The organism is Sphingopyxis chilensis, from assembly GCF_035930445.1.
In the GTDB taxonomy this organism is placed as follows: Bacteria; Pseudomonadota; Alphaproteobacteria; order Sphingomonadales; family Sphingomonadaceae; genus Sphingopyxis; species Sphingopyxis chilensis.
In genome coordinates this window covers 3,146,022-3,166,347 of record NZ_CP142394.1, presented here as the reverse complement: position 1 = coordinate 3,166,347, position 20,326 = coordinate 3,146,022, and the positions used below count along the sequence as shown (strand labels likewise).

The 20,326-nt window shown below is 65.3% G+C and carries 19 protein-coding genes; 15 read left to right on the top strand and 4 right to left on the bottom strand.

All coding sequences use genetic code 11. The features are described from left to right. Positions 1–66 precede the first annotated feature (66 nt). The 9 genes from VSX79_RS14810 to rbfA all read left to right on the top strand — a co-directional run bounded on the left by VSX79_RS14810 (position 67) and on the right by rbfA (position 11,359). On the top strand, positions 67–2,946 hold the full coding sequence (locus VSX79_RS14810) for a M16 family metallopeptidase (protein WP_179494109.1): 2,880 nt from the start codon (positions 67–69) through the stop codon (positions 2,944–2,946). 26 nt (positions 2,947–2,972) lie between these two features. Continuing rightward, positions 2,973–3,275: a hypothetical protein gene (locus VSX79_RS14805; RefSeq protein WP_136173057.1), complete on the top strand. Its 303-nt coding sequence runs from the start codon at positions 2,973–2,975 to the stop codon at positions 3,273–3,275. A 172-nt stretch (positions 3,276–3,447) separates the two neighbouring features. After that, positions 3,448–4,641, top strand: a complete 1,194-nt coding sequence (locus VSX79_RS14800) for a multidrug effflux MFS transporter (protein ID WP_257018007.1) — start codon at positions 3,448–3,450, stop codon at positions 4,639–4,641. A gap of 219 nt (positions 4,642–4,860) precedes the next feature. Continuing rightward, complete coding sequence (gene rimP / locus VSX79_RS14795) at positions 4,861–5,406, top strand: ribosome maturation protein RimP (protein WP_179494115.1); 546 nt, start codon at positions 4,861–4,863, stop codon at positions 5,404–5,406. Further along, positions 5,406–7,040, top strand: a complete 1,635-nt coding sequence (gene nusA / locus VSX79_RS14790; RefSeq protein ID WP_179494116.1) for a transcription termination factor NusA — start codon at positions 5,406–5,408, stop codon at positions 7,038–7,040. Before rimP ends, nusA begins: the two co-directional genes overlap by 1 nt. Further along, on the top strand, positions 7,021–7,791 hold the full coding sequence (locus tag VSX79_RS14785) for a DUF448 domain-containing protein (protein ID WP_326913724.1): 771 nt from the start codon (positions 7,021–7,023) through the stop codon (positions 7,789–7,791). The genes nusA and VSX79_RS14785 overlap by 20 nt, the downstream gene beginning before the upstream one ends. A 17-nt stretch (positions 7,792–7,808) precedes the next feature. Beyond that, positions 7,809–10,352 carry a translation initiation factor IF-2 gene (gene infB, locus VSX79_RS14780; protein ID WP_179494119.1) on the top strand — a complete coding sequence of 848 codons (2,544 nt, stop codon included), beginning with the start codon at positions 7,809–7,811 and terminating at the stop codon, positions 10,350–10,352. Between the two features lie 36 nt (positions 10,353–10,388). Next, a complete protein-coding gene (locus tag VSX79_RS14775; protein WP_179494121.1) occupies positions 10,389–10,946 on the top strand; it encodes a DUF1697 domain-containing protein in 558 nt (185 codons plus the stop codon). Further along, positions 10,943–11,359, top strand: coding sequence for a 30S ribosome-binding factor RbfA (gene rbfA, locus VSX79_RS14770; RefSeq protein WP_179494123.1), 417 nt, complete (start codon positions 10,943–10,945; stop codon positions 11,357–11,359). The genes VSX79_RS14775 and rbfA overlap by 4 nt, the downstream gene beginning before the upstream one ends. Before the next feature lie 115 nt (positions 11,360–11,474). On the opposite strand, the gene VSX79_RS14765 is transcribed toward rbfA, so the two are convergent. Further along, the gene (locus tag VSX79_RS14765) at positions 11,475–12,896 is read right to left on the bottom strand and encodes a WS/DGAT/MGAT family O-acyltransferase (protein ID WP_179494125.1); all 1,422 of its coding nucleotides are present in this window, start codon (positions 12,894–12,896) and stop codon (positions 11,475–11,477) included. A 124-nt stretch (positions 12,897–13,020) separates the two neighbouring features. Between VSX79_RS14765 and VSX79_RS14760 the strand changes: the two genes are divergently transcribed. From VSX79_RS14760 to pnp, 6 genes are all read left to right on the top strand, one after another. After that, complete coding sequence (locus VSX79_RS14760) at positions 13,021–13,623, top strand: thymidine kinase (RefSeq protein WP_179494127.1); 603 nt, start codon at positions 13,021–13,023, stop codon at positions 13,621–13,623. Then, positions 13,616–14,152 (top strand): GNAT family N-acetyltransferase, encoded by a 537-nt coding sequence (locus VSX79_RS14755; protein ID WP_179494129.1) that lies wholly within the window; start codon positions 13,616–13,618, stop codon positions 14,150–14,152. The genes VSX79_RS14760 and VSX79_RS14755 overlap by 8 nt, the downstream gene beginning before the upstream one ends. 49 nt (positions 14,153–14,201) lie before the next feature. Then, a complete protein-coding gene (locus tag VSX79_RS14750; protein ID WP_257018008.1) occupies positions 14,202–14,606 on the top strand; it encodes a DUF6491 family protein in 405 nt (134 codons plus the stop codon). Positions 14,607–14,690: 84 nt separating this feature from the next. After that, positions 14,691–15,584: a tRNA pseudouridine(55) synthase TruB gene (truB, locus tag VSX79_RS14745; RefSeq protein ID WP_326913723.1), complete on the top strand. Its 894-nt coding sequence runs from the start codon at positions 14,691–14,693 to the stop codon at positions 15,582–15,584. A gap of 27 nt (positions 15,585–15,611) precedes the next feature. Beyond that, positions 15,612–15,881 carry a 30S ribosomal protein S15 gene (rpsO, locus tag VSX79_RS14740; protein ID WP_179494133.1) on the top strand — a complete coding sequence of 90 codons (270 nt, stop codon included), beginning with the start codon at positions 15,612–15,614 and terminating at the stop codon, positions 15,879–15,881. Positions 15,882–16,074: 193 nt separating this feature from the next. Next, positions 16,075–18,387 carry a polyribonucleotide nucleotidyltransferase gene (gene pnp / locus VSX79_RS14735; RefSeq protein WP_326913722.1) on the top strand — a complete coding sequence of 771 codons (2,313 nt, stop codon included), beginning with the start codon at positions 16,075–16,077 and terminating at the stop codon, positions 18,385–18,387. Positions 18,388–18,600: 213 nt separating this feature from the next. On the opposite strand, the gene VSX79_RS14730 is transcribed toward pnp, so the two are convergent. The 3 genes from VSX79_RS14730 to VSX79_RS14720 are packed head-to-tail and all read right to left on the bottom strand — an operon-like array spanning position 18,601 to position 20,245. Beyond that, positions 18,601–19,134 (bottom strand): SRPBCC family protein, encoded by a 534-nt coding sequence (locus VSX79_RS14730; protein WP_326913721.1) that lies wholly within the window; start codon positions 19,132–19,134, stop codon positions 18,601–18,603. Beyond that, a complete protein-coding gene (locus VSX79_RS14725; RefSeq protein ID WP_179494139.1) occupies positions 19,118–19,513 on the bottom strand; it encodes an ArsR/SmtB family transcription factor in 396 nt (131 codons plus the stop codon). Before VSX79_RS14725 ends, VSX79_RS14730 begins: the two co-directional genes overlap by 17 nt. Before the next feature lie 48 nt (positions 19,514–19,561). Beyond that, the gene (locus VSX79_RS14720; RefSeq protein ID WP_326913720.1) at positions 19,562–20,245 is read right to left on the bottom strand and encodes a hypothetical protein; all 684 of its coding nucleotides are present in this window, start codon (positions 20,243–20,245) and stop codon (positions 19,562–19,564) included. Between the last annotated feature and the right edge of the window lie 81 nt (positions 20,246–20,326).

Genomic DNA, 20,326 nt, shown 5'->3' with positions numbered 1-20,326 from the left:
GATACAGTGCCGTCCGGCACCCGATCGGCAGGCCTGCGCCTGCATGCCTTGATCTAGGGGATTTTCATGGCTCGTTTCCATCGTTTCGCTGTCGTCCTTGCCTTGTCGACCTCGCTCGTCGCCGCCGCTCCAGCCCTCGCCAAGGCCGCGGCGCCCGCGCCGACCGCCGACCTCGTCAAGGCGGTCGATATTCCGTACGAAGCCTTCACGCTCGACAATGGCCTGCGCGTGATCGTCCATGAGGATCGCAAGGCGCCGGTCGTTGCGGTGTCGGTGTGGTATCGCGTCGGGTCGAAGCACGAACCCGCGGGGAAGACGGGTTTTGCCCACCTGTTCGAGCATCTGATGTTCAACGGTTCCGAAAACGCTCCCGACGATTTCTTCGAGCCGCTGCGGCAGGTTGGCGCGACCGATTTCAACGGCACGACCTTCCTCGACCGCACCAATTATTTCGAGACCGTGCCGACCGGCGCCCTCGACCTCGCGCTGTTCCTCGAAAGCGACCGCATGGGGCATCTGCTCGGCGCGGTGACGCAGGAAAAGCTCGATAACCAGCGCGGCGTCGTCCAGAATGAAAAGCGCCAGGGCGACAATAATCCCTACGGCCTGCTGCGATACGAGATTTTCGAGAATCTCTTTCCCAAGGGGCACCCCTATCACCACAGCACCATCGGCTCGATGGCCGACCTCGACGCGGCGAGCCTCGACGATGTGAAAAAATGGTTCACCGACAATTACGGCCCGAACAACGCGGTGCTCGTCCTTGCCGGTGACATCGACGTACCGACGGCCAAGGCGAAAGTCGGCGAATGGTTCGGCGATATTCCGCGCGGCCCCGAGATCAAGGCGCCCGCGGCCCCGGTGCCGACGCTTCCCGCGCCGCTCGCGAAAGAGGTCAAGGATATGATCCCGACCACGCGAATCTATCGCATGTGGACGATGCCGGGGCTCAACGATGCCGAAGCCGTGCCGCTCCAGATGGCGATGTCGGTGCTCGGCGGGCTGTCGTCGTCGCGGCTCGACAACGCGCTGGTGCGCAAGGACCCGATCGCGGTCAGCGTCTCGGCGGGTGCATCGCCGTTCGAGGACGCGGGGATCGTCCTCGTCCAGGCCGACGTCAAGGAAGGCGTCGATCCGGCGCATGTCGCGAAACGGCTTGACGAGGAAATCGCGGCCTTCCTCGAAAGCGGGCCGACCGCCGACGAATTGCAGCGCGCGACCGCCAGCTATCTGGGTGGCGCGATCTCGCAGCTCGAATCGGTCGGCGGCTTCGGCGGCAAGGCGGTGACGCTGGCCGAGGGCGCGCTCTATTCGAACGATCCCGACCATTACAAGGTCGAGCTCGAACGCCTCGCCAAGGCGACGCCCGAACAGGTGCGCGACGCCGCGCGCAAATGGCTGACGCGCCCGGCCTTTTCGCTGACCTATACCCCCGGCGAGCGCACCGAAGGCGGTGAGAACCGCGGCGGCGCTGTCGTGGGGGCAAAGGGCGCGCCCGCAGTTCAGCCCGACCGCTACTGGAACCCCGCGCTGGGCGACGTTGGCCCCGACAGCGGGATCGGCGCGGCGACGTCGATCGCCGACCGCTCGCAATTTCCCGGCGTCACGGGCCTGAAGGCGCTCGAATTCCCCGACATCGAGCGCGCCAGGCTCAAAAATGGCATCGAGGTGGTTTTCGCCCGCCGGACGACGGTGCCGACGGTCAACGTCCAGGTGAGTTTCGACGCCGGCTATGCCGCCGATCCGCGCAGCGCGCTCGGCACCCAGTCGCTGATGCTCAGCCTGATGGACGAAGGCACGACCAGCCTCGATTCGATCGCCTTTGCCGAAGCGAAGGAGCGGCTCGGCGCGCAGACCTATGGCTATGCCGACGCCGACGAAACCGCGCTCGGGCTGTTCGCGCTCAAGCCGAATTTGCGCGCGTCGCTGGCGCTGCTCGCAGATTATGTGCGCAACCCGGCGTTCGATGCGAAGGAACTGGAACGCGTGCGCGCGCAGCAGCTCAACCGGCTGAAGGCCGAACTCAACGAACCGCGCGCGATCGCGAGCCGCGTGCTGATGCCCGCGCTTTACGGCGCCGAGCATCCCTATGGCATCCCGCCTTCGGGCCTCGGCAATGCGGCGGCGGTGACCGCGGCGACGCGCGACCAGCTCGCGGCTTTCCACTCGGCGTGGATCCGTCCCGACAATGCGCGGATCTTTGTCGTCGGCGACACGACGCTTGCCGAAGTGAAGAAGGAACTCGATGCGACATTCGGCGACTGGAAAGCGCCGGCGGCGGCGAAACCGAGCAAGCATTTCGAGATTGCGATCCCCAAGCCGCAGCCGCGCATCCTGCTCGTCGACCGGCCCAAGGCGCCGCAATCGGTGATCCTCGCGGGCAGGGTGCTCGACGTGAAGGGCGGCGACGGGCTGGAAGTGCTGCGGTCGGCGAACGACATTTTCGGCGGCAATTTCCTGTCACGCTTCAACATGAACCTGCGCGAGACGAAGGGCTGGTCCTATGGCGTGCGTACGCAGGTCTCGGGCGAAAAGGACCGCGTCAGCTGGATCGTGTCGGCGCCGGTGCAGGCCGATCGCACCGGCGATTCGATCAAGGAGCTGCAAAGCGATCTCAAGGCCTTCCTCGGCGACAAGGGCGTGACCAAGGAGGAATTGCAGCGCACCGTGAACGGCAGCGTTCGCGAACTGCCCGGCAGTTTCGAAACGTCGAGCGACGTGCTCGGCGGGCTGCGCGCGATCGCCAAATTCGATCGCCCCGACGATTATTACGAGAAACTGCCCGCGACCTATGAAGCGATGACACCCGAAGCCGTCGATGCAGCGGCGCGAAAGGCGCTGAGCACCGATGATCTCGTCTATGTCGTCGTCGGCGACGCCGCGGTGGTGAAACCGCAGCTTGACGGATTGGGTCTGCCGGTGGAAACGGTGTCCCCCGCTAACTAACATCAGTTTCAGTAAGGAGAGCCCCAATGTCCCAAGTCGATGGCAGCTATGATTGCGTCACCAAGTCGCCGATGGGCGACCAGAAGTCGGTTTTCACCGTCACCAGCAACGGCGACAGCTTCACCGGGCAGAATGCCGGCGCGATGGGTTCGCTCGACGTCGAAAATGGCAAGGTCGACGGCAACAAGCTGAGCTGGACGATGAACATGAAGGTGCCGATGCCGATGACGCTCGAATGCGAAGCGACGATCGACGGCGACGCGCTGACCGGCACGATCAAGGCCGGCGCCTTCGGCTCGATGGCGATGACGGGCACGCGCCAGGCCTGACCCGCCCGTCGGCAACAAGCGAAGGGCCGCCTTGATCGGGCGGCCCTTTTTCTTTGCATAGCAATGCCCTTTCGCCTTGGGGGCTATCCAAAGCGGCGGCTTGGGCGCATAGGCTCCTGCCATGCACAAGCCGGCCCAATCCCCCCAACGGAGCCTGCCGGGCGCCCGTGAAATGGTAGTCATGATGGCGATGGTCATGGCGCTCAATGCGCTCGCCATCGATTCGATGCTGCCCGCACTGCCCGCGATCGGCGAAACGCTGGGCGTGACCGTCGCCAACGATCGGCAGCATGTCATCTCCATCTATCTGCTCGGTATCGGGTTCGGGTCGCTGCTTTACGGGCCGCTCTCGGACCGGTTCGGACGCAAGGGTGTCCTCGTCCCGGCGCTCTTCGCCTATCTGGCGCTCTCGATCGGTTGCGGTCTGGCAACCAGTTTCGCTATGCTGCTCGCGCTGCGCTTCGTCCATGGGCTGGTCAGCGCCGCGCTCGGCGTCATCGTCGTCGCGGTGATCCGCGACCTGTTCGCGGGCGATGCGATGGCGAAGCGATTGTCGCTGATATTCCTCGTCTTCATGATCGTGCCGATCATTGCGCCGACGATCGGCGCGGGCATCGCCGCGGTGGCGGGCTGGCGCGCGATCTTCATCGTGCTCGCGGTGATGTCGATCGTGATGCTGTTCTGGCTCCGGCGCCTGCCGGAGACGCTCGATCCCGCCGATGTGCGCCCTCTCGATCTCAGGACGATGGTGGCGGGCTGGGCGACGGTGACGCGGCACCGCCGCGCCGCGGGCTATATGATCGCATCGGGGATGATGCAGGGCGCGCTCTACGGCTATCTCAACAGCAGCGAACAGATCATCGCCGAGGTGTTCGGCGCGCGCGCGATGTTCCCGCTGATCTTCGCCTGCGTCGCGGTGGGCATCGCGATCGCCAATTTCTCGAATGCCGCGATCGTCGAGCGGTACGGCGCGCGGCGCGTGTCGCAATCGGCGGTCTTCGCCTTCATGGCGACGTCGATATTGCAGATCGTCGCGGCGCTCAGCGGCGCCGAGACCCTGTGGATGTTCACCGCGCTGATGATGGTGAACGTCGGCCTCGTCGGTTTCATCGGCAGCAATTTCGGTTCGATCGCGATGGAGGATTTCGGTCATATGGCCGGCGTTGCCTCATCGTATCAGAGCTTCGCCAAGACTTTGCTCGCGGCGACGGTCGGTGCGACGATCGGCCAGCAATATGACGGCACCACGCTGCCGCTCGCCTATGCCTTCCTGATCTCCGCCGTCGTCGGCCTCGCGCTCGTTTTCTGGGCCGAGCGCGGCAAGCTGTTCACCCGGCCGGGAACCGCCCCGAAAAGTCCGTACTGACGGCCAGCAGGCTTCCGGTCGAAACCGGTCGCTTCCAACCTCGACCGGCTGCCAAACAGCCGGGTTCCGCGATCGTCCGCCTTTCCCCTTGCCGACTCACGCGGTAAGGCCTATATCGCGCTCACTTCTTGACATGGTTAGCCAGTTGGGACGTCGGGGCCGCGGGCCGCGGCGGCCATAGCTGCATGGCTTTCCGGTCATCCGGATTGGGAAATTTCATTGGTCGATTTCGACGCTCTCCACGCGATCATCGCGCCCGAAGCCGAGGCCATGGGCCTCGCGCTCGTGCGCGTCGCTTTCTTCGGCGGCGACAGCGATCCGACGCTGCAGGTGATGGCCGAGCGGCCCGAGACGCGCCAGCTGACGATCGACGATTGCGCCGACCTGTCGCGCCGCATTTCGGACCGGCTCGACGCGCTCGAGGAAGCGGGCAAGGACCCGATCGATGCCGCCTACCGGCTCGAGGTGTCGTCGCCGGGCATCGACCGGCCGCTGACGCGCCGCGCCGACTTCGCCGACTGGGCGGGGCACGAGGCTAAGATCGCGCTGAAAGAGAAGCGCGACGGGCGCCAGCGCTTCAATGGCGAACTGATCGGTATCGACGGCGATGTCGTTTTGATTTCGGATAAGGAAGGGGTGGAGCACAAGCTGCCGTTCGACGCGATCGACACGGCGAAGCTGGTTCTCACCGACAAATTGATTGCCGCAACCGTTCCGCTCTCGATCGAGGGCGCCGACGAAATGGAAGAAGAAGGACAGGACTGATGGCCACTGCCATTTCCGCCAACAAGGCCGAGCTGCTCGCGATCGCCAACAGCGTCGCCAGCGAGAAGATGATCGACAAGGGCATCGTCATCGAGGCGATCGAGGAAGCGATCCAGCGCGCCGCGCGCGCGCGCTATGGTGCCGAGAACGACATTCGCGCCAAGCTCGATGCGCAGACCGGCGACCTCCGTTTGTGGCGCGTCGTCGAGGTGGTCGAGACGGTCGAGGATTATTTCAAGCAGGTCGACCTTGCCGCCGGCCAGAAATTGCAGAAGGACGCCCAGCTCGGCGACTTCATCGTCGACCCGCTGCCCGCGGTCGACCTCGGCCGCATCGACGCGCAGTCGGCGAAGCAGGTGATCTTCCAGAAGGTCCGCGAAGCCGACCGCGAGCGCCAGTATGAGGAATTCAAGGACCGCGCGGGTGAGATCATCACCGGCGTCGTGAAATCGGTCGAATTCGGCCACATCGTCGTCAACCTCGGCCGCGCCGAAGGCGTGATCCGCCGCGACCAGCAGATCCCGCGCGAACTGATGCGCGTCGGTGATCGCGTCCGCGCGCTGATCCTGTCGGTGCGCCGCGAGAACCGCGGCCCGCAGATTTTCCTGTCGCGCGCGCACCCCGACTTCATGAAGAAGCTGTTCGCACAGGAAGTGCCCGAAATCTACGACGGCATCATCGAGATCAAGGCCGCGGCCCGCGACCCGGGTTCGCGCGCGAAGATCGGCGTCATCAGCTATGACGGCAGCATCGACCCCGTCGGCGCGTGCGTCGGCATGAAGGGCAGCCGCGTCCAGGCCGTCGTCCAGGAAATGCAGGGCGAAAAGATCGACATCATCCCTTGGTCCGAAGACACGGCGACCTTCGTCGTCAACGCGCTCCAGCCCGCAACGGTCCAGCGCGTCGTCATCGACGAGGATGACAGCCGCATCGAAGTCGTCGTTCCCGACGACCAGCTCAGCCTCGCCATCGGTCGCCGCGGCCAGAATGTCCGTCTCGCCAGCCAGCTCACCGGCAGCCAGATCGACATCATGACCGAGGCCGATGCAAGCGAAAAGCGCCAGCGCGAATTCGTCGAGCGCTCGACGATGTTCCAGGAAGAACTCGACGTCGACGAAACGCTCGCGCAGCTGCTCGTCGCCGAAGGTTTCGGTGAGCTCGAAGAAGTCGCCTATGTGCCGGTCGAGGAACTGGCGAGCATCGAAGGCTTCGACGAGGAACTCGCGCAGGAATTGCAGAGCCGTGCCGCCGAAGGGCTGGAACGCCGCGAGGAAGCATCGCGCGCCGAACGCCGCGAACTGGGCGTCGAGGACGCGCTTGCCGACATTCCGCACCTGACCGAAGCAATGCTCGTCGTGCTCGGCAAGGCCGGTATCAAGACGCTCGACGACCTCGCCGACCTTGCGACCGACGAGCTGATCGCGAAGAAGCGCCAGGACAATCGCCGTGGCCCGGCGCGCAGCGAGCGCGCCGAGGACAAGGGCGGCGTGCTCGGCGAATATGGCCTGAGCGAAGAGCAGGGCAACGAGATCATCATGGCGGCACGCGCGCACTGGTTCGACGACGAGCCGGAAACCGAGCCCGCGGCGGCGCCGCAAACCGGGGAGGCCGCCGATGCGGACCCCGCGCAATGATCAGCTGACCGAAACCGACCGCGCAAAGGGGCGCGGCCAGCATGTGCCCGAGCGGCGCTGCGTCGTGACCGGTGAGGTTTCGCCGGCGGAGCAGCTCGTGCGCCTGGCGCTCGGCCCCGACGGCAGCATCGCCCCCGACGTCCATGGCAAGGCGCCGGGACGCGGCGCGTGGATCGGCGTTTCCCGCGCCGACCTCGAAGCCGCGCAGGCCAAGGGCAAGCTCAAGGGCGGGCTCGCGCGCGCGCTTCACGAGGGCCATATCGCGATCCCCGACGATCTCGGCGAGCGGATCGAGACGCAGCTTCAGCGCGCGACGCTCGACCGGCTGGGGCTGGAGTCGCGATCGGGTACCTTGCTCAGCGGCAATGAAAAGATCGAAACTGCGGCGCGCAAGGGGCAGGTCCGCCTGCTCCTCCACGCGAGCGATGCGGGCGAGGACGGCCGCAAGAAACTCGCGCAGGCGTGGCGCGTCGGCGAGGACGACGAAGGCTCGGGCCGCGAAGGTCTGGTCTTGCCGGTGGACCGCGGCACCCTATCTATGGCATTGGGGCGCGAGAATGCGGTGCATCTGGCCTTGACCGATGCTCGCGCAGCGGCGCGGGTGCTGGCGCATTTGAGCCGCTGGCAGTTTTTCACAGGATGGAGTAGGGACGCGGCCAACCGCGATTCCGACCCGCACGCCACGTCAGTCTCTGGCGAGGAAAATATTGGGGCGTTGCCGACAAGCACCGCCGCTTCGGACGCGTTTTGAAGGAATGATGGTTTTCGATGAGTGACGAACAGGACAAACCGACCCTTACCCGCAAGCCTCTGGGGCTGAAGCGGACGGTCGAGGCCGGACAGGTGCAGCAGCAATTCAGCCACGGGCGCCGGAATACGGTGGTGGTCGAGGTGAAGCGGCGCCGCGTGCTGGGCCGTCCGGGCGAAGCCGCCCCGGCACCCGAGGCCGAAGAGGTCCAGGCCGCTCCGGCGCCTGAGCCCGCACCGGCGCCCGCGCCGGCGCCCAAGCCTGCTGCGCCGAAGGCCGCCGCGCCCGACAGCTTGATGACGCGCCAGGAACGACAGGCGCAATTGCTGCGCGAGGCCGAAGAAGCGCGCATGAACGCGCTCGAGGAAAATCGCCGCCGCGAAGAAGCGGCGCGCGCGCGCGCTGCCGATGAAGAGAAGGCCCGTGCCGAAGCGCGGCAGGAACAGGCCGCAGCAGAAGCGGCCGAACCCGCCCCCGCTCCGGCCGCACCGGAACCCGCCGCCGAAGCGCCCGCGGCGGCCGCTGAGCAGCCGCAAGCAGACGCTCCGGCCGCGCGTCCTGCGACCAGCGCGGCTCCCGCGCCGCGCCGCTTCACGCCGGTCGAGGCGCCGAAGCGCCCCGAACCCAAGCGTCCGGAGCCGAAAGCGAACCGCGGTGCCGACAATCGCCGCCAGTCGGGCAAGCTGACCGTCACGCGCGCGCTCAACGAGGACGAGGGCGCCCGTGCGCGCAGCCTCGCCGCGCTGAAGCGCGCTCGCGAAAAGGAAAAGCGCTCGCACACCGCTTCGTCGGGGCCGCGCGAAAAGCAGGTCCGCGAAGTCGTCGTGCCCGAGGCGATCACGGTTCAGGATCTCGCCAACCGCATGGCCGAAAAGGGCAGCGACCTGGTGAAAGCGCTGTTCAAGATGGGCATGCCCGTCACGATCAACCAAACGATCGACCAGGACACCGCCGAACTGCTCGTCACCGAATTCGGGCACGAGATCAAGCGCGTCAGCGAAGGCGACATCGACATTCGCCACGACCAGGACGTCGACGATGCCGCGCTGCTTCAGCCGCGCGCGCCCGTCGTCACGATCATGGGCCATGTCGACCACGGCAAGACCAGCCTGCTCGACGCGCTTCGCGGCGCGAATGTCGTCGCGGGCGAGGCCGGCGGCATCACCCAGCATATCGGCGCCTATCAGGTGAAGACCCCCGATGGGTCGCTCGTCACCTTCCTCGATACGCCGGGCCACGAGGCGTTCACCGAAATGCGCCAGCGCGGCGCGAACGTGACCGACATCGTAATCCTGGTGGTCGCCGCCGACGACGGGCTCAAGCCGCAGTCGATCGAGGCGATCGCCCATGCCAAGGCGGCAGGCGTGCCGATCATCGTCGCGATCAACAAGGTCGACAAGGAAGGTGCCAACCCGCAACGCGTCCGCGAACGCCTGCTCGAGCATGAGCTGGTGGTCGAGGAAATGGGCGGCGACGTCCAGAATGTCGAAGTGTCGGCGCTGAAGAAGACCGGCCTCGACAAGCTGCTCGACGCGATCGCGGTGCAGGCCGAGATCATGGAACTGAAAGCCAACCCCGACCGCGCCGCCGAAGGCACGGTGGTCGAGGCGAAGCTGGACAAGGGCCGCGGCCCCGTCGCGACGATCCTCGTCCGCCGCGGGACGCTCAAGGTCGGCGACATCTTCGTCTGCGGCGCCGAAAGCGGCCGCGTTCGCGCGCTGATCAACGACAAGGGCGAGCAGATCAAGTCGGCCGGCCCGTCGTTGCCGGTCGAGGTTCTCGGCCTCGGCGGTGTGCCGATGGCGGGCGATACGCTGACCGTCGTCGAGAATGAGGCGCGCGCCCGCGAAGTCGCCGCCTATCGCCAGGAACAGGCGCTTCGCAAGCGGACGGCACAGGCGCCGGTCAGCCTCGAAGGCATGTTCGAGGCGCTCGCCGACAAGGCGAACGTCATCCAGTTCCCGGTGGTCATCAAGGGCGATGTGCAGGGGTCGGTCGAAGCGATCGTCAACGCGCTGAATCGCCTGTCGACCGACGAGATCCGCGTCCGCGTGCTCCAGTCGGGTGCCGGCGCGATCACCGAGAGCGACGTGACGCTCGCCGCCGCTAGCAACGCGCCGATCATCGGCTTCAACGTTCGTCCGAACGCCAAGGCGCGCGAGATTGCGAACCGCGAAAAAGTCCGCTTCATGTACTATGACGTCATCTACCACCTGACCGACGAGATCGCGAAGGAGATGGCGGGCGAGCTGGGTCCGGAACGCGTCGAAACCGTCGTCGGCCGCGCCGAGGTCAAGGACGTCTTCCCCGCCGGCAAGCGCGACAAGGCCGCGGGCCTGCTCGTGCTCGAAGGCGTCATTCGCAAGGGGCTGCACGCACGCCTCACGCGCGACGACGTCATCGTCTCGGCGACGACGATCTCGTCGCTCCGCCGGTTCAAGGACGATGTTGCCGAAGTGCGCGCCGGTCTCGAATGCGGTGTGGTGCTCGCCGATACGAACGACATCAAGGCGGGCGACCATCTCGAAGTCTTCGAAGTCGAACTGCGCGAACGGACGCTGTAAAAAGCGTCCGCTTTGCGGAGCAGCGGGGGTGCCGGCATGGCTCGCTATGTGGCCCTATTCGGTAGCATCAACGTCGGCGGCAACCGGCTGACGATGGCCGACCTGCGTGCGGCATTCGAGGCGGAAGGGTTCTCCGACGTCGAAACCGTCGTCGCCAGCGGCAATGTCATCTTCTCGCACCCCGCGCGTCCGACGCGCGGGCTTGAGGAGAAGCTGACGCTGATGGTCGATGACCGCTTCGACATGCGGTGCGCCGCGTTGGTTCGCAGCCGCGACGAGCTTGCCGCGGCGATCGCCGATAATCCCTTCGCCGGCACGAACGAGGACAGGTTCGTCCACACCATGTTCCTCGACGGCCAGCCGACCCAGGCGCAGTTCGACGCGCTGGCGGCCGACAAGTGGATCAAGCCGAACGAGCGCCTCGCGCTCGGTGACCGCGCCCTTTATATCGATTATGGCGAGGGCGTCGCCGACAGCAAATTGACCGCGCGGCTGATCGAACGGCGGTTGGAACATAAGGGCACGGCGCGCAACATGCGTTCGATCGCCCGGATCGTCGACAAGCTCGACCAGTTGGAGAAAGCCGAGCCATGAAACCCGAAAAGGATCGGAAAAGGGACAGCGGCCCCTCGGTTCGCGTGCTGCGCGTCGGCGAGCAGGTGCGCCATATTCTCTCCGAAATCCTCGCGCGCGGCGACGTCCACGACGACCTGCTCACCAAGCATCCGGTGAGCATTACCGAAGTCCGCATGTCGCCCGACCTTCGCCACGCGACCGTCTTTGTGAAGCCGTTGCTCGGCAAGGACGAGGAAGCGGTGCTGAAGGCGCTGCGCACCAACACCGCCTGGCTGCAAAAGAGCGTCGCCGAAAAGATGAGCATGAAATATGCCGCGAAACTGAAATTTCTGAGCGACGAAAGCTTCGACGAGGCGAGTCATATCGACAAATTGCTGCGCGATCCGAAGGTGGCGCGTGATCTGACGGCGCCCGAAGGCGAGGGGGAGTAAGGCCACCTTCCCGCTCCGTCATTGCGAGGAGCGCACGACGAAGCAATCCCCAGCGCACGGCATGTCCGGACGAGGGCGGGAGATTGCTTCGCTTCGCTCGCAATGACAGGGAAGGCTATTTCCCCTTCTTGATCCCCGCTGCCGCTTCCAGTTCGACCAGCGCTTCCTCCAGATAGTCGATCATCCGCTGCGCGTGCGGCACGCTGCGGCGGCAGGCGGTGATGCCGAAGTCGATGTTCCTGAAATTCGAAACCTGCGTGATGTTCATCGCCATGCCGTCGACGGGGATGCTCGCGGGGTACATGCCGTCGAGCCGCGCGCCGTTCCAGTACATCTGCTCGCGCGGGCCGGGGACGTTCGAGATCGTCACCGAGTAAGCGGGGAATTTGTCGGCGGTGCGGGTGAGCGCGGTGAGCATCATGGGGAAGCTGGTGATCGCGGTATAGAGCTGGATCTGCGCCGCGGTCATCGCGCGGAGCTGCGCCTTCGCCGAATTCATCGATTCCTGGATCATCGCCATGCGCGTCGCCGGATCGTCGATATGCGTCGCGAGGTTCGCTGTCACCGATGCGACCGAATTGCCCGAATCGATATCGTCCTTGGGCCGGATCGACACCGGCGCCATGGCTTTCAATGGCTTGTCGGGCAGTTCGTTCAGCGACTGGAGATATTTGCGCATCGCCCCCGCGCACATGCCGAGCACCGCGTCGTTGATCGTGCCGTCATAGGCCTTGCCCATCGCGCGCACGCGCTCGAGCGACCAGCTTTGCGCGACGAAACGGCGCGCGCCGGTGATGTTGCGGTTGAAGCTGGTGCGCGGCACCCCGGCAAAGGGCGTCGCGAGGCCCTCGCCGCCGATGCCGAACATCGCGGCGAGATACTGGTTCATCGCCTTCGTCACCCCGACGCTGTTGCCCCATTGCTCCTTCAGGAAATCGCCGATCGCCTTGATGTCGGTCAGGCTGGGGCGCGCGGGCTTTTTCGGCGGCGGGAACAGGCGCTTATAGGCTTCATAGGCTTCGACCGAGAGCGGCGATGCGGCGCGCCGTTCCCCTGGGTCCGCCGACAGCATCGAATTATAGAAATGGATGCTTGCGGCGCCGTCCATCAGCGCGTGGTGCACCTTCTTGAAGGTCGCGATCTGGCGGTTGGGAAGGCCCGAGATCAGCGTGATTTCCCAGAGCGGCCGGGTGCGGTCGAGCAGTCCCGAATGAAGCCGCGAGGCTAGTTCGAACATCTCGCGGTAGCGCCCCGGCTTGGGCAGTGCGGCGGCGCGGACATGGTAATGCATGTCGATGTCGCGATCGGGCTCGAGGCGGATCGGGCCATACTGGCCAAACGGCGTCAGTTTCAGCACCTCGCTGAACGGCCGCCTGAGGCCCTCCGACTGGCGGAGCAGCGCGAGCTGCTCGTGCAGCCACTCGGTCTCGTCGACCCCGTCGGGCAGCGTGTAGAGATTGATGCCGCCGATGTGCATCGGCGTCTCGCGGCTCTCCCCCCACAGGAACATCGCGTCGGTCACCGGCATCAATCGCATCGCAGCTCTCCCCACTGAATATGCTGCACTCTTTGGCGTGCAGCATGACAGGGGGCGTGGTCGAGTCAAGTTGTCCCCCCGATTCCACGGTGACGAGGGTCGATATGCAGGTTATCGCGCACGCATGGCCAAGCTCTATTTCTATTATGCCAGCATGAATGCGGGCAAGTCGACGACGCTGTTGCAGGCGGATTTCAACTATCGCGAGCGCGGCATGGAAACGATGCTGTGGACCGCGGCGCTCGACGACCGCTACGGGCAGGGGCAAGTGACGAGCCGCATCGGGCTGATGGCCGAGGCGCACAAGTTCGACCCCGACAGCGACTTGTTCGCGGCGGTCGGCGAAGAGAATGGGCAGCGCCCGCTTGCCTGCGTGCTCGTCGACGAGGCGCAATTCCTGTCGCGCGAGCAGGTGCTGCAATTGGCGCGCCTCGCCGACGAGGCGAATATTCCGGTGCTTTGTTATGGCCTCCGCACCGACTTTGCCGCCAACCTCTTCCCCGGATCGGCGGCGCTGCTTGGCATCGCCGACGCGCTCGTCGAATTGAAGGCCGTGTGCGAATGCGGGCGCAAGGCGACGATGAACCTGCGCGTTGATGAAGCGGGCCGCGCGGTGGTCGAGGGCGCACAGACCGAAATCGGCGGCAACGACCGCTATATCGCGATGTGCCGGCGGCATTTCATGGCCAAGCGGCGCGAGGCTGCCGGGGCGCTCGCCGATGCTTGACCGGCTCTATGCCGAGCTCGCCGATGGCGGTCTGAAACTCGTCAAACTGGCGGAGCCGCATCGCAAGGCGCTGCGCGCCGCCTGCGCCGCCGATGCCGACATCTGGACGATCTATTCGTCGAGTTTCGATCCCGAGCATTTCGATGCCGCGTTCGATGCGCTGGTCGGGCATGCGAGCCGTATGGCCTACGCGATTTTCGACGGCGATACGCTTGTCGGCATGACCGCCTATTTGCGGCCCGACGTCTCTGCGCAAACGGTCGAGATCGGTAACAGCTATATCCACCCCGACGCGCGGGGGACGGGGCTCAACACGCGGATCAAAAAGCTGATGATCGATCACGCGTTCGCGGCCGGCATCCGCCGTATCGAGTTCCGCATCGACGAGCGGAACAAGCGCAGCCAGGCCGCGGTCGCCAAGCTTGGCTGCACGAAAGAAGGCGTGCTGCGTTCCGAGCGCATCACCTGGACGGGATATGTTCGCGACACCGGGCTCTGGTCGCTGCTCGCGGATGAGTGGACGGGGTAACGGGCAGAGGTCAGCACCGGTTCAGCCTCGCTCTGCTACGCGAGTCGTCATGAAGAAACTCGCACTCTCCCTGGCCGCCTTGCTGCTTCCCCTTTCTGCGGCGGCGGCCATCGAGCCCGCCGAGGAACCGCGCGCGCTCGGTGTCGAGGCGAGCATCGTCTTCCCCAGCGATAGCTCGATCCGCAACTGGCAGGCCGACCGCGATCGCGGCATCTGGATTCAGGATCGCCGACGCAACTGGTATTACGGCACCTTCATCGGCATCTGCCGCGACGTCGATTTCGCGCACGCCATCGGCGTCGAAACGCGTGGTGCCGGGCGGCTCGACAAGTTCGCGTCGATCATCGTTCGTGGCGAACGCTGCCCGCTGACCTCTTTTGTCACATCGGGGCCGCCGCCGTCGAAGGAGGAGCGCAAGGCAGCGCGCGAGGCCGAAAAGGCCGCGCAAGATTGACAGGGGCGCATCCGCGATTTTTATCTTCCACATTTTACGAACCGTCAGGTTTCACCCGACTTGAAAATGCTCTAGCGGCGCGGGATGAACGGCTGGATCATTCTCGACAAACCCGTGGGGCTCGGATCGACGCAGGCGGTCGGCGCGGTCAAGCGCGTGTGCCGCGAAGCGGGGCTGGGCAAGGTCAAGGTCGGCCATGGCGGGACGCTCGACCCGCTCGCGTCGGGCGTGCTCCCGATCGCGCTCGGCGAGGCGACGAAGCTGTGCGGCCGGATGCTCGATGCGAGCAAGACCTATGACTTCACGATCGCGTTCGGAACCGAGACCGCCGGTCTCGATGCCGAGGGCGAAGTGGTCGCGACGAGCGACGTGCGACCGACGCTGGCGGACATCGAGGCGGTGGTGCCGCGCTTCACCGGGCCGATCGAGCAGGTGCCGCCCGCCTATTCGGCGATCAAGATCGACGGCCAGCGGGCCTATGACCTCGCGCGCAAGGGCGAAGCGGTCGAGATGAAGGCGCGCAGCGTTACCATTTTCTCTCTCCGGGGTGACGAGCGCGGGGAAGGCCCGCTCGAATCGATCACACTCACCGCGCATGTCTCGAAGGGCACCTATATCCGAAGCCTTGCGCGCGACATCGCACGCGCCGTCGGCTCCGTCGGGCATGTCACGATGCTCCGCCGCACGAAGGCCGGGCCGTTCACGCTCGAACAGGCGATTTCGCTGGACAAATTGAACGCTTTCGGCCAAGGGGCCGCCCAATCAGAAATTATTCTGCCGCTCGAGGCAGGGCTGGTCGACATCCCGGCTCTGAACCTCTCCCCGGAAGCGGCAGGGGCGATCCGTCAGGGTCGCGTCTGGACCGGGGGGTGCACGGATGACGGGCTCTATTGGGGAAGGGACAGCGACATGCGTCCCGTTGCCCTGATCGAGGCTTTGGCGGGAACGCTGAAAGTCGTCCGGGGCTTCAACATTTAAACAAGGATGTTCGAAGGAAGTCTGAATATGTCGATTACCGCTGAGCGCAAAACCGAAGTCATCAACGACAATGCCCGCGCAAAGGGCGACACCGGTTCGCCGGAAGTGCAGGTTGCGATCCTGACCGACCGCATCAACACGCTGACCGCCCACTTCAAGGCGCACCACAAGGACAACCACAGCCGCCGCGGCTTGCTGATGATGGTCAACAAGCGCCGCAGCCTCCTCGACTATCTGAAGAAGAAGGACGAGGGCCGCTATCAGGCGCTGATCGCGAAGCTTGGTCTCCGCAAATAAGAATTTCTGGCGGCCCCGGACTTCCGGGGCCGCTGTCATATTGGCCCCGCGCATGATGCCCGGGGTCACAGGGCCGCTCCCGCATCCGGCGGGACCGCCATAGGGCAGACAGACGCCCTACACCGCCCCGGGCCGGATTGCCCGGACACAGAGGCCCCGCCCGGCATAGGGCCCGGCGGGCGAAGGAAACCACATGTTTGACGTGAAAAAAGTATCGATCGAGTGGGGCGGTGAAACGCTGACGCTCGAAACGGGCAAGGTTGCCCGCCAGGCCGACGGCGCCGTGATGGCGACGCTGGGCGAAACGGTCGTCCTGTGCGCCGTGACCGCCGCCAAGTCGGTCAAGGACGGGCAGGACTTCTTCCCGCTCACCGTCCATTATCAGGAAAAATATTCGGCCGCCGGCCGCATCCCGGGCGGCTTCTTCAAGCGCGAACGCGGCGCGACCGAAAAGGAAACGCTGGTCAGCCGCCTGATCGACCGCCCGATCCGCCCGCTGTTCCCCGAAGGTTTCTACAACGAAATCAACGCCATTGCCCAGGTCCTGAGCTATGACGGCCACAATGAGCCCGACATCCTCGCGATGGTCGCCGCGTCGGCCGCGCTCACCATCTCGGGCGTGCCGTTTATGGGCCCGATCGGCGCCGCGCGCGTCGGCTATGTCGACGGCGAATATATCCTGAACCCGACCGACGCGCAGGTTGCCGAAGGCGACCTCGACCTTGTCGTCGCCGCCACCTACGACGCGGTGATGATGGTCGAATCCGAAGCCAATGAGCTGTCGGAAGAGATCATGCTCGGCGCCGTCCTCTTCGCGCACGATGCGTGCAAGGAAGTCGTCAAGGCGATCGTCAAGCTCGCCGAACAGGCCGCGAAGGATCCGTGGGAAGTCGCTTCGTCGGACGACAATGCCGGCATCAAGGACAAGCTGAAGAAGCTGATCGGCAAGGACATTGCCGCCGCCTACAAGTTGACCGACAAGTCGGCCCGCTCGAACGCGCTCAACGAAGCGCGCGCGAAGGCGAAGGCGCAGTTCACTGAAGACGGTCTCGCGCCGCAGGAAGTCATGGCCGGCATCAAGCTGACCAAGAAGCTCGAAGCCGAAATCGTCCGCGGCGCCATCCTAAAGGACGGCAAGCGCATCGACGGCCGCACGACGACGCAGATCCGTCCGATCGTGGCCGAAACGCACTTCCTGCCGCGTGCGCACGGCTCGGCGCTGTTCACGCGCGGCGAGACGCAGACGATCGCGACCGCCACGCTGGGCACCAAGGATGCGGAGCAGATGATCGACGGCCTCAACGGCCTGTCGTACCAGAACTTCATGCTGCACTATAACTTCCCGCCCTATTCGGTCGGCGAAGTCGGCCGCTTCGGCGCGCCGGGCCGCCGCGAAGTCGGTCACGGCAAGCTGGCATGGCGTGCGCTGCACCCCGTGCTGCCGACCAAGGACGAATTCCCCTACACGATCCGTCTGACCAGCGACATCACCGAGTCGAACGGCTCGTCGTCGATGGCGTCGGTGTGCGGCGGTTCGCTCGCGATGATGGACGCCGGCGTGCCGATCAAGCGTCCCGTCTCGGGCATCGCCATGGGCCTGATCCTCGAAGGCAAGGATTATGCGATCCTGTCGGACATCCTGGGCGACGAGGATCACCTCGGCGACATGGACTTCAAGGTCGCGGGCACGTCGGAAGGCATCACCACGATGCAGATGGACATCAAGATCGCGGGCATCACGCGCGAGATCTTCGAAGCCGCGCTGAACCAGGCCAAGGAAGGCCGCGCGCACATCCTCGGCGAGATGAACAAGGCGCTCGGCGAAGCCCGCAGCGAATTGTCGGCGCACGCGCCGCGTATCGAGACGATGCAGATCGACAAGGCGAAGATCCGCGACGTCATCGGCACCGGCGGCAAGGTGATCCGCGAGATCGTCGCGACCACCGGCGCGAAGGTCGACATCGACGACGAAGGCCTGATCAAAATCTCGTCGAGCGACCTCGACCAGATCGAAGCCGCCCGCAAGTGGATCAGCGGCATCGTCGAGGAAGCCGAAGTCGGCAAGATCTATGACGGCAAGGTCGTCAACCTCGTCGATTTCGGTGCGTTCGTGAATTTCATGGGTGGCAAGGACGGTCTCGTCCACGTCAGCGAAATCAAGAATGAGCGCGTCGAGAAGGTCGCCGACGTCCTGTCCGAAGGTCAGGAAGTCAAGGTCAAGGTCCTCGAGATCGATCCGCGCGGCAAGGTTCGCCTGTCGATGCGCGTCGTTGATCAGGAAACCGGCGAGGAACTGGAAGACACGCGTCCGGCCCGCGAACCCCGCGAACCGCGCGGCGATCGTGGTCCGCGCCGTGACGGCGACCGCGGCCCGCGTGGCGGCGGCGGTCGTGACCGCGACCGTGGCCCGCGCCGTGACGGCGGCGCCGACCGCGGCCCGCGCCGCGAGCGCTCGGAAGACGGTCCGGAAGACCAGGGCCATGTGCCCGACTTCCTGAAGGACTAATCCTTCCATCAAGGAAAAGAGAAGGGGCTGCCGAAAGGCGGCCCCTTTTTTGTTGGGATGGAATGGCGGCTTTGGGGTGGGGAGCTGCCGTTGAGGTCATGAACTGATTTCTCCTCCCGCAAGCGGGAGCGGAGAAGGGCGTCCGCAATCGGTCATTTCAGCCACATGGAAAGGGCCGCTTGTGCGGCCCTTTCCTTCGGCATCGCAGGCAAATCAGCCGAACAGCCGCTCGGCATAGGCGTCGCGCAGCCGGACCCAATTGTCCCAGTGCGGCGCCGCCTGCGTTCCGCGCGCGCGCGCTTCGAGCACGTCGAGGTGCGCGTGCCAGCCCGCGCTGACGTTGAGCCGCACCTCGGGATCCTCGATCCGCTTGTGGACGATGGTCAGCAGCACCTCGTCGCCCTTTTCGTCGAGCGTGAAGGTGACGCCGCCGGTGCTGCCCCAACTGATCGACAGGAGGCGCGGGGCGTCGATCGCGACGACTTCGCAGAGCATCCGGTGTTCGTCGCCGAAACCGTCGGGGCGCGTGCCCGGCGGATCGGTAAGCTCGTCGTTGCGCCAGACGAGATCGACCGGAGCGCCGACCCTTTCCTCCATCGCGCCCGCCGCCAGCCACTGGCGACGCAGATCGCCGTCGATGAGATAGGCCCAGATCCGGTCGACCGGGCCGGGAAGCAGGCGGGTGATCGTCAGTGTCGCGGGCTCGGTGAGCACCCCGTAACGGTCATGGTCAAGCATCGTCGTCATCGTCATTCTCCTTCTTTCCCGGGGAGGGGTTTCTTGGGGGCGGCGGCGCGGCCGCGTCGGCGCGCAGGATTTTCTCGAGCACATCGAGGCGATCGGTCCAGAAGCGCCGGTAGATGCCGATCCACTGATCGGCACGCATCAGCGGAACGGGATCGAGGCTGCAGACGTGGGTGCGGCCACGGATGTCGCGGCGGACCAGCCCGGCGGCCTCGAGGACCTTGATATGTTTCGACGCTGCGGCAAGCGACATCGCGAACGGCTTGGCGAGTTCGCCGACGGTGCGTTCACCGGCGGCGAGTTCGCCCAGCATCGCGCGGCGCGTCGTATCGCCCAGCGCGTGGAAGATCGTGTCGAGGGTGTGCGAATCATATTCAACCATGTCGTTGAATATGCACAGCCGGACCTTATTGTCAACCGACTGGTTGAATTACTTGGGATCGACCCCGGCAATCCGGTTTCCCGCATCCTCGCGATAAAGCGACCAGTCGGCGGGGCATTTGTCGACCGCCTTGGGCAACCCCTGCATGCCTTCGGTGATCCAGCAATCGTTGAAGATCGAGCAATAGCAGGAGCGAACCTCGAGCTTCCATCGCTCCTTGTTGAATGTCTGCCAGACCTTCTCCGATGCGGGGGTGCGCGGGAAACTGACGAATTCGATGGTTTCGCCGGGCCGCACCGCGATCCCGGTCGAAGGCGAGGTCGAAAAGCGCAAGGCGCGCGCCTCGCTTTCCGTGCAGCATGCCCTGAGCAAGTCGACCGGGGTGGTTATCGGCTTGCCTTCGTAGCGGATTTCGATGGGGCCGAGGATCGCGGGGCCGACGCCATTGTTCGTCAGCGTCAGCGCTATATCCTGATTACCCTCCTCGTCCCCGTTGCTTGTGCCGAACGTGACGAAGGGCATGACGCCGCCGGTCTGCATCTTTTGCGTCGCGTCGGCCTGCACGAAAGCGAAATAAGCGAGCGCGAGCGATGCAATCAGCGCCGGCAGGCCGATCAGGAAATGCGCGACGGTGATAAGCGGCAGGTAGCGCAGCAGGCGCGATCCGGCCGCGGCGGCGGGCGAGGCAGGCGCGGGTTCGGGCGCGGCGTCGCGGTTCGGCGTCTCGGTCATCGGTTTCCTCTTCCTCGCTTGCCTTCTGGCGCCCGTGCCTAGCCCGGCCGGGCGCTTTTTCCAATCACGCCCTCGTCGCCA